10 protein-coding genes are annotated in these 9,423 nt (G+C 72.8%); 2 read left to right on the top strand and 8 right to left on the bottom strand.

Going from position 1 to position 9,423, the window contains the following annotated elements:
- Positions 1–779 (bottom strand): sensor histidine kinase (locus AOK24_RS35980; protein ID WP_055724167.1); only part of this gene is annotated, 779 nt, incomplete at its 3' end.
- 323 nt (positions 780–1,102) lie between these two features.
- Between AOK24_RS35980 and AOK24_RS35975 the strand changes: the two genes are divergently transcribed.
- On the top strand, positions 1,103–2,530 hold the full coding sequence (locus AOK24_RS35975; protein WP_206191329.1) for an alpha/beta hydrolase family protein: 1,428 nt from the start codon (positions 1,103–1,105) through the stop codon (positions 2,528–2,530).
- Between the two features lie 17 nt (positions 2,531–2,547).
- Here the strand turns inward: AOK24_RS35975 and AOK24_RS35970 are convergent, their stop codons facing one another.
- The 4 genes from AOK24_RS35970 to AOK24_RS35955 form a co-directional block, all read right to left on the bottom strand.
- On the bottom strand, positions 2,548–4,287 hold the full coding sequence (locus tag AOK24_RS35970; RefSeq protein WP_055724165.1) for a pyruvate dehydrogenase: 1,740 nt from the start codon (positions 4,285–4,287) through the stop codon (positions 2,548–2,550).
- A 78-nt stretch (positions 4,288–4,365) separates the two neighbouring features.
- Positions 4,366–5,019 carry a response regulator gene (locus AOK24_RS35965; RefSeq protein WP_055724164.1) on the bottom strand — a complete coding sequence of 218 codons (654 nt, stop codon included), beginning with the start codon at positions 5,017–5,019 and terminating at the stop codon, positions 4,366–4,368.
- Complete coding sequence (locus AOK24_RS35960) at positions 5,016–6,233, bottom strand: sensor histidine kinase (RefSeq protein WP_055724163.1); 1,218 nt, start codon at positions 6,231–6,233, stop codon at positions 5,016–5,018. Before AOK24_RS35960 ends, AOK24_RS35965 begins: the two co-directional genes overlap by 4 nt.
- A gap of 82 nt (positions 6,234–6,315) precedes the next feature.
- Complete coding sequence (locus AOK24_RS35955) at positions 6,316–7,428, bottom strand: ABC transporter substrate-binding protein (RefSeq protein WP_055724162.1); 1,113 nt, start codon at positions 7,426–7,428, stop codon at positions 6,316–6,318.
- Between the two features lie 266 nt (positions 7,429–7,694).
- On the opposite strand from AOK24_RS35955, the gene AOK24_RS35950 reads away from it, so the two are divergent.
- Entirely contained in the window at positions 7,695–8,003 is a 309-nt protein-coding gene (locus tag AOK24_RS35950) for a GNAT family N-acetyltransferase (RefSeq protein ID WP_055724161.1), read from the top strand.
- Positions 8,004–8,027: 24 nt separating this feature from the next.
- Here the strand turns inward: AOK24_RS35950 and AOK24_RS35945 are convergent, their stop codons facing one another.
- The 3 genes from AOK24_RS35945 to AOK24_RS35935 all read right to left on the bottom strand — a co-directional run.
- The gene (locus AOK24_RS35945; RefSeq protein ID WP_055724160.1) at positions 8,028–8,510 is read right to left on the bottom strand and encodes a TetR-like C-terminal domain-containing protein; all 483 of its coding nucleotides are present in this window, start codon (positions 8,508–8,510) and stop codon (positions 8,028–8,030) included.
- A 105-nt stretch (positions 8,511–8,615) separates the two neighbouring features.
- Positions 8,616–9,071, bottom strand: a complete 456-nt coding sequence (locus tag AOK24_RS35940; protein ID WP_055724159.1) for a hypothetical protein — start codon at positions 9,069–9,071, stop codon at positions 8,616–8,618.
- A gap of 134 nt (positions 9,072–9,205) precedes the next feature.
- Positions 9,206–9,423: alpha/beta fold hydrolase (locus AOK24_RS35935; protein WP_159052104.1), on the bottom strand; the 218-nt coding region annotated here is incomplete at its 5' end.

Here is a 9,423-nt window from a genome sequence, read left to right as displayed (position 1 = left end):
TGGTCGGCGAGGGCGCGCAGGTGGGCGATGCCGGGGAGCGGGTGGCGCTCCGCGTCCGGTTCGTCGGTCCGCAGGACGCCCAGGGTGCGCCGCATGTCGGTCAGGGCCTGCCGGCCCGTCTCGGCGATCTGGTGCAGCGCGGTGGTGGCCCGGTCGGGCGACCGGTGCTGGGCGTAGACGGCGGCGTCGGTGAGGGCGACCATGACGGACAGGTTGTGGGTGACGATGTCGTGCATCTCCCGGGCGATCCGTGTCCTCTCCTCCGCGACGGCCAGGCGCGCCTGCTGGTCGTGCTGGTGTTCCAGGCGTGCGGCCCGTTCCTCCAGGGCCGCGAGGTAGGCGCGCGTGGTCCGCGCGTTCATGCCCAGGACGGCGGAGGCGACGACCATCGCGGTCAGCGCGACGAAGGGGGTCAGGAACGCGCCGTCCGTGGCCCAGCGCAGGCAGGCCAGGAGGGCCCCGCACTCCACGACGGCGGCGGCGACGAGCGTGGCGCGTCGGCCATGGTGCGCGGCCACCGTGTACAGCGCGACCAACAGGGCGATGTCGGCCGGGAGTTGGACGTCCGCCAGCAACTGGACGAAGGCGGCGGCCGTCACGGCGCCGAACACCGTGAGCGGGGCCCGGCGCCGCCACACCAGGGGCAGCGCGAGGGCGGCGGTGAGGGCCAGGGGCACCGGGAGCCGGTGCGGGGCGTACGTGGTCACGATGTTGAGCAGGAGCAGCGTCGGCACCACCACGGGCGGCAGTCCCAGACCCCGGCGCCGGGCGGTCCTCACCGGTCGGCCACCTGGGTCATCACACGTCCCTGTCGATCGAGCGTCCTGGAGTCCCCGGCCGGAGACACCACCGCGTACGGCCCTGTCACGGTAGGCCCCGGTTCCGGTCGACCGCATGAGTCCACCGTCGGAGGGCACCGCGCCGGGGTACGACCGCAGGAGGAGTCCCGCTACCCCCGTGGTCGCAGAACGGCTGCTGAACCGGCGTGTCCGACTGCGACCGCGGTCGCACGGGGGACCGGCCCCGGCCTGCGACCGGGGTCGTACGCGGCGGCGACCGGGGAGCGATGTGGCATCGCGGGCCCCGCGCCGAGCATGGCCGTATGACCGAGATCGTCACGGGGCTGTACCTGTCCCCGCTGGAATTCCTTGCCGTGCTGGGTGCCGTCGCGCTGGTGGTGGCGCGCTGGTTTCCTCCCGCCGCCCGCCCGCGTGTCCCGATCGCGGCGGGGGCGCTGTGTGCGCTCGCGCTGGGTGTGGCGGGCGTCCGCTGGCAGTTGCTGCCGGTGTTGGCGGGGGCCGCCCTCGCGCTGCCGTTCGCCGTCTCTCCGCTCCTGCGGCGCCGTGGCGGCCGTCCGGCGTGGCGGGCGCGCTGGTGGCTGGCGTTGCCGGGGTCGGCCGTCTGCGTGGGGCTGATCGCCCTGGGCCCGGTGGCCGCCTGGGCCTTTCCCGTCCCCGTGTTTCCCGAGCCGTCGGGGCGTTTCGCGGTCGGCACCCGGGTGGTGCAGTGGACCGACCCGCACCGCGCCGAGACCTTCACCGCCGACCCGTACGACCGGCGCACGGTCGTGGTCCAGCTCTGGTATCCCGCGCGGAAGAGCCCTGCGGGCGCGCGGCGGGCTCAGTACCTGGGGCGCACAGAGCACGAGGCGCGGATCGTCTCCGACGCGCTCGCCCGGCAGGTCGGCGTGCCCGGCTTCCTGGTGGACGGTGTCCCACGCGCCCGCACCCGTTCAGTCTTCGACGCCCCGGTGGCCGGCGGGAGCGGGCGCTTCCCGGTCGTGCTGTTCTCCCCCGGGTCGGGCGGGGTGCGCACCCAGAACACCGCCTGGGCGGAGGAACTGGCCAGTCACGGCTACGTGGTCGCCGCCCTCGACCACCCGTACGACTCCGCCGCCGTCGTCCTCGCCGACGGCCGGACGCTGCGCGGCAGGACCGCGTCCACCGGCGACCGGGCCAAGGACGACGTGCTGGCGGCCGAGTGGACGGCCGTCCGGGCCGCCGACCTCAGCTTCGTCCTCACGCAGCTGGGCCGCCACCTCGCCGGCCCGCTGAGCGGACGCCTGGACACCGGCCGGGTCGCGGTGACCGGCCACTCCCTGGGCGGTGCCGCCGCCCTCCAGGCAGCCCGGCGGGACGGCCGGTTCGGCGCCGTCATCGACCTGGACGGCTTCCCCCACGGCCCCGCCTCCCCGCCCCTGCGCCGTCCGACCCTCGCTCTAACCCAGGCCATCACCCCCGACACCGACCCGCAGTACCTGCCCCGCCTCGCCGAGGCCCTCAAGTCCGACGCCGCGACGAGCTACCGGCTCACCGTGCCCGGCGCCGCGCACCTCACCTTCATGGACGGCCCCCTGTACCTGCCGCCCGTGCCCTCGGTCGTCGGCTCCCTGGGCCGCGCCGAGAGCCCGCGCGTCGTCGCCGCGATCACGCTCGCGTTCCTGGACAGCACGCTGCGGCACAAGCCCGGTGACCTGGCCGGCGTCCTGTCGTCCTACGGCGACCTCACCGTCCACCGCCCGGGCGGCTGAACGGTACGGGGCTCGGGTCAGGGCCGGGGGATGTTGCGCAGGTTGGCGCGCGCCAGGTCGAGCATCTTGCCCACTCCCCCGTCGAGGACGGTCCGCCCGGCCGCGAACGCGAAGCCCTTCACCTGGGCGGCGGAGATGTGCGGCGGGATGGAGAGCGCGTTGGGGTCGGTGACGAGGTCGACGAGGAACGGGCCGTCGTGGGCGAGGGCCCGCTTGAGCCCTTCACGGACGTCCTCGGGACGCTCGATGCGGATCGCCTCGATGCCGGCGCCCCGGGCGATGGCCGCGTAGTCGACGGGACCGTGGTCGGTCTCGTACTCGGGGAGTCCCTCCACGAGCATCTCCAGCTTGACCATGCCGAGCGAGGAGTTGTTGAAGACGACCGTCTTCACCGGCAGTTCGTGCAGCCTGACGGTGAGCAACTCCCCCATCAGCATGCCGAGTCCGCCGTCACCGGACATCGAGATCACCTGGCGGCCGGGGTACGCGAACTGCGCGCCGATCGCGTGCGGCAGCGCGTTGGCCATCGTGCCGTGCAGGAACGAACCGATCACCCTGCGGCGGCCGTTGGGGGTGAGGTAGCGGGCGGCCCACACGTTGGACATGCCGGTGTCGACGGTGAACACCGCGTCGTCGGCGGCGAGTTCGTCGAGGACGGAGGCCGCGTACTCGGGGTGGATCGGCAGGTGCCGCTCGACGTCCCGCGTGTACGCGCCGACGACGGTCTCCAGCGCCTTGGCGTGCTGGTGCAGCATCCGGTTCAGGAACGACCGGTCGTCCTTCGCCTCGATCAGCGGCAGCACGGCCCGCAGCGTCTCGCGCACATCGCCGTGCACCCCGAGGTCGAGCACGGTACGCCGCCCGAGGCGCCCGGCGTCGTGGTCGATCTGTACGGTGCGTGCCTGCGGCAGGAAGTCGTTGTACGGGAAGTCGGTGCCGAGCAGGACGACAAGGTCGGCGTCGTGCATGGCGTCGAAGCAGGCGCCGTACCCGAGGAGGCCGCTCATGCCGACGTCGTACGGGTTGTCGTACTGGATCCACTCCTTGCCCCGCAGGGTGTGGCCGACGGGGGCGGCGGCCTTCTCGGCGAGGGCCATGACCTCGGCGTGGGCGTCGCGGACGCCGGCGCCCGCGAAGAGCATGACCTTGCGGGCCGCGTCGATCTTCCGGGCGAGGGCCTGGACCTGGGTGTCCGGCGGGACGACGCGGCCCCGTTCGGTGACGAGGTGGCTGGTGCCGGTGGGGTGGGTGGCCTGGGCGTGGGCGACGTCGCCGGGGATGACGAGGACGGAGACGGCGCTGTTGCCGAGGGCGCGCTGCATCGCGATCCGCAGGACCCGGGGCATCTGCTCGGGGGTGCCGATCATCTCGCAGTAGTCGCTGCACTCGGTGAAGAGGCGCTCGGGGTGGGTCTCCTGGAAGTAGCCGGTGCCGATCTGGTTCGACGGGATGTGCGAGGCGAGGGCCAGGACGGGCGCCCCGGAGCGGTGGGCGTCGTACAGGCCCTGGATGAGGTGGGTGTTGCCGGGGCCGCAACTGCCCGCGCACACCGCGAGTTTCCCGGTGAGCTGGGCCTCGGCCGCTGCGGCGAAGGCGGCGGCCTCCTCGTTGCGGACGTGGACCCATTCGATGCCGTCGGTGCGGCGGACCGCGTCGACGACGGAGTTGAGGCTGTCGCCCACGACTCCGTAGATCCGCTCCACGCCCGCCTGTCGCAGGATGTCCACCAGTTGCTGGGCCACGCTCGGGTTCCGCATCGCCGGACCTCTCCTCCTCGTGCCGCTCTTGCCGCACCCCAACATAGTTGACATGTCAGGCGACTGGCGGGCAGGGTCTCAGTCCAGCTCGATCAGTCCCCGGCGGACGGCCTCCGACACCGTGCTCGCCCGGTTCTCCGTGCCGAGCTTGCGGTAGATCCGCACGAGGTGCGTCTTCACCGTCGCCTCGGTGAGGAACAGCGCCCCCGCGATCCCCCGGTTGCTGTGCCCCCGCGCCAGCAGCCGTACGACCTCGGTCTCCCGCCCGGTCAGCGCCGACGCCGGATCGGCCACGTGCCCCACCAGCCGCTCGGCCGCCTCGGGCGCGAGCACCGTCCCCCCGGCGACCGCCGTACGGACCGCCCGGAACAGTTCCTCCGGCGGCCCCGCCTTGAGGACGTACCCGCGCGCGCCGGCCTCCATCGCCCGGACGACGTCCCCCTGGCCCTGGTAGCTGGTGAGGACGACGACCCGTACGTCCGGCAGCACCGCGACGATCCGGCGGGTCGCCTCGATGCCGTCGTCCCGTTCGCCGACGCCGGGGGCGTCCGTGAGGCGCAGGTCCATGAGGACGACGTCGGGGCGCAGGGCCTCGGCGAGGTGGACGGCCTCGTAGCCGTCGCCGGTCTGGCCGACCACCGCGAAGCCGTTCTCGCCGTCGAGCAGGGCGAACAGCCCCGCGCGGACGACGGCGTGGTCGTCGACGAGGAGGATGCGGACGGGCCCGGTCATCGGGGGGCTCCGGTGACGAGGGCCGGGACGGGCAGGGTCGCGAGGGCTCTGGTGCCGTGTCCGGGCGTGCTGTGGACGGTGAGGGTACCGCCGTATGCGGCGAGGCGGTCGCGGGTGGCGGCGAGGCCGAATCCGCGTCCGGCTTTTTCCGGTGCGGGCGCGGTTCCCGGGGCGGTCGCCGTTCTGGGTGCGGCTGTGTCGAAACCGATGCCGTCGTCGTGGACCTCGACCGTGACAGCGTCGGGTTCCCGGTGGTCCACCGTCACCCGCACCTGGGCCGCGTCCGCGTGTTCGCACGCGTTGGCCAGCAGCCCCTGCGTGACGCGCAGCAGCGCGGCGGCCTGCTCCGGGGGCACCTCGCGCGGCTCGCCCCGCGTCGCGAAGGAGATGCGGGGCATCCCCTCGGGGGTGCCCTTGTGCGTGCACAACTCCCGTAGCGCCGCCGCCAGATCGCCGCTCGCGAGGGGCGCCGGGGTCAGGTCGCGGATGATGCTGCGCGTGTCCGCGAGGCTCGCGCCGAGCGCCTCCGCGACCGCGTGGACCTGACGGCGGGCCGCCTCCGGGCTGCGGTCCCAGTCCCGTTCGGCGGCCTGGAGGAGCATGCGGTTGCCGGAGAGTTCCTGGGCGAGGGTGTCGTGCAGGTCGCGGGCGATGCGGGAGCGCTCCGCGAGGACCCCGGCCTCCCGCTGCCGGCGCGCCAACTCGTCTCGGGTGCGCCCGAGTTCGTGCACGAGCCCCTGCTGGCTGCGGTACAGGGCGACGGTGAACCAGACGGCCGCAGCGGGCGGCACGACGAGGTCCGGCTTGAGCGTGCCCTCCGTCCGCAGGATCGCGGCGGCCAGCAGCACCGTGATCAGCCCCACGGCGGCCAGCGCGGCCCAGTCCCGGAACATCCGCAGCGCCAGCACCGCCAGCGGTACGGCGAGCCAGATGTACCCGCCCGCGAGTCTGACCGGCAGCACCCAGGCGACCCACGCCCACAGGCCCAGGAGCAGGGCGAACCAGACGCGCCGTACCTGGGTGCCCATCCGGTCCCACAGGCCGAGGCCCAGGCCGTAGCCCGTCGCCAGGAGGACGACGGGCGGGGCGACGGACCAGCACAGCGCGCTCGACACCCGGACGAGCCGGGCCAGGGTGCTCAGGACGACGATCAGGAGCAGGAGGTGCGGGAGCGACCGCAGCAGCGGCAGGCCCTTGTAGGTGGCAGGCGGCACGGGGCGGTCCTCGGGTCCGATGACGGACCACCGAGTCTAAACCTGCCACGGATCAAGGAAGTTGAGCCCTGACGCCCACGGCTCAGCGGCCGGGGTGCAGGCCCGGCCAGCCCGGTGTGGGCTCGCCCCTGACCTCGCCGAAGTACAGCGCGAACGTCTGCTTCAGGCGCTCGACCTCGGCGCGGTCCTCCATGAAGCGGGGGAAGCCGTCGAGGTGGGCGTCCGGGTACTCCCACACCGGCTTCAGGCCCGTGGGCGCGGAGACGTCCGTACGGACCGACCAACTCGCCGAGGACTGGCGCTCGGTGGAGATCTGCCAGTTGAGGAAGAGCTTCGCCGCGGTGGGGCGGGGGCTCTGCTTGAGGATCGCGATGCGCTGGCCCCACGCCATGAAGGGGTGGCCCTCGGTCATGCCCATCTTCGCCGGGCCGGTGGCGGTCGGGCTGGCGCCCGTGCCGACGCCGATCACCTTCTGCTTGCTGTTGACCGCGACGCCGGGCGAGAAGGAGCCGCGCGCGAACTGCGGCTGCTGCGCGGCGAAGGCGGCGGCCCAGTCCCAGCCGTACTTCTCGACGTACAGGGCGAAGAGGTACAGCGACGCGTCGTCGTCGTGCGGGTACGTCGAGGCGATGGCGCCCTTCCAGCGCGGGTCGATCAGGTCGAGCGGGGTACGCGGCGCGTCCGCGCCGGCCGCGGCGACGTCGTACAGGTAGCTGAAGGCGATGACCGCGCCGGCCACCCAGGCGCCGTCCGGGTCGCGGAACTGCGGGTGCAGCTTGCCGAACCCGGCGGGCTTGTAGCGCAGGAGCTGTCCCTGGCGCTTCCAGCGGGTGAAGTCCTGGAGGGTCTGGAGCTGGACGACGTCGGGGACCAGGGTGCCGGTGGCGAGCTGGTTGTCGATCCGGACGTCGTGGTACTTGCTGTAGTCCACGATCAGCGTGAGATCGATCTCGGGGAACCGCTGCCGGAACGCGGCGCGAGCGTTGGCACCGCTGCCCGAGTCGGCGAGGTCGCCGCCCGCGTAGACGACGAGCTTGCCGCCCTCGGCGATCGCGTCCCGGTACAACTCGTCGAGCGTGCGCGTCTCTTCGCGCGGACCGGTGACCGCCTGCGCTGCCGCGGGCATCGCCGCCGCTCCGACGACAGCGCCCGCGCCGACCGTGAGAATCCGCCGCCTGCTGAACTTGCTGGCCATGTGGGGGATGAGTCCCTTCTCAACACCGGAACGACCACCGTCCCGGCCACCCCCACCCTGCCCCCGCACGGGCCTCCACCGCGTCGACCGGAAGCGGACGATGCGTTCAACCGTTCGGTTGAACAACGGGGTTGCCGCGCGTGCCGCGACACCTCACGGCGGACGCGCCGCGTGTGTCCGTCGACTAGGCTCGCCCCGGCCGGTAGAAGTTGCCACGTCAACCACGCCATGCCGATTCGCTTGACGCATCACTCTCAGGAGGGCACGTGACAGTCGAGGTCGTGGACGCAGCCGAGGCGCGCCGTTACGAGGCGCGGGTGGACGGGGGTTCCGAGGTTGCTGGGTTCGCGGAGTACATCCGGACGGCGGAGCTGATCGTGTTCGTCCACACGGAGGTCTCGCCGGCGCACGAGGGGCAGGGCATCGGCTCCGCGCTGGTCCGTGCCTCGCTCGACGAGGCCCGGGCCGCCGGTCTCAGTGTTCTGGCGACCTGCCCGTTCTACTCGGCCTGGATCGACCGGCATCCGGCGTACGCGGACCTGCTCTACCAGAACCGCAGCAGGGTCAGCGACTGACCAGCCCCGGTGCGCCCGGGGCGGTTACCGTCCGGGGCGCTGGTTCGTGAGGGCGATCAGGAGGGGATTCGTCAGGCGGGTCATCTCGGCGGGCGGGCGGGGGCAGCCGCGCAGGAGCCAGTCCGTGGCGACGCCGAGGAGCGCGCCCGCGACGAAGGCCGCCGGGACGTCGTGCGGAAGGTCCGAGGGGGCCGGTCCGGGTTCGTCCGTGGGGGCCAGGTGCGCGGAGTGGTACGCGGTCGCCGCGGTCCGGCGGCGTACGTGCTCGATGACGCGGGCGCTGCCCGTGGGGCCCAGCAGGCTGCGGTAGAGACCGGCGTGGTCGGCGAAGTGGGCGAAGAACGCGGTCAGCGCGGGGTCCGGGTCCGTGTCGGAGGCGGCCGTACGGGTGGGGTCGAGGTCCAGGACGAACCCGATCATGTCGTCGATCATCGAGGTGCTCGCGGCTTCGGCGAGTTCGTGGACGTCCTTGTAGTGGTCGTAGAACGTCGAGCGGCTCACCAGCATCACTCGTACGATTAAGCCGAATCGCGCTGTCCGCCTCAGTGCCGCCGCACCACGGAGTCCCCGCCCGTCGGCCGTGCCGTGGGCGGGGACTCTCAGGGGGCGGATCTACTGGTCGATGTACCAGGGGCCGCATTCGCTCGTCGGTCCGCCCGCCGGGCGGAAGCACGCGCGTACGGCGAAGTGCCAGCTCCGGACGACGTTGGATTCACTCCTGCCGAACGGCCCGCACTGCTTCCAGCCGCCGCCGTAGCCCCGTACCTGGTTGTCGCCGGGGTACTTGGGGGTCAGCGGCATGGTCCTCAGGCTCCGGTCGATCCAGACCAGGTCTCCCGAACGGTAGTTGAGGAGCCGTGCCTTGCTATGGATGTCGAGGAGCGATGCGTTGCGAAGCTCGATGGTGCGGCCGTAGAAGCTCCTGCTGTAGACGGTGTCGTAGTACCCCGACAGGTTGCCGCCATCACAGTCACTGGGCCTGGCCTGCGCACCGGGAGCCGCCACAACTCCCAGCGGCAGCACGGCACCCACCGCCATGGCCACGGCGGTGATTCGCCTTCGGATCATTCCGATCAACCTCCCCGTTGTGTCGCGCCCGCCCCTTTCCGGGGCTTCCCCCAACGGTGACGACGACAGGCGGCCCCCACCACGCAAGCCCCGCGCAAGTAACCCGCAACTCACCGGCCACGCAGCCGTTTCGTTCAGCTCAGTCCCCCGGTGAACTCCAGCAGCGCGGCGGCGGTTCGTGGCGGGTCCTCCAGGATCGGGGAGTGGCCGAGGCCGGGCAGGAGGTGGATGCGGGCGCCCGGGACGACGGTGTACTCGGCGGCCGAGGAGGAGCGCCATCGGCGGTCGTCCTCGCCGAAGAGGACCAGCAGGGGTTTGCCGAGGGGGGCGAGGCGGTCGGGGAGGGGGCGTT

This window comes from Streptomyces niveiscabiei (genome assembly GCF_001419795.1).
In the GTDB taxonomy this organism is placed as follows: Bacteria; Actinomycetota; Actinomycetes; order Streptomycetales; family Streptomycetaceae; genus Streptomyces; species Streptomyces niveiscabiei.
This window is presented reverse-complemented; position numbering and strand designations above follow the sequence as displayed.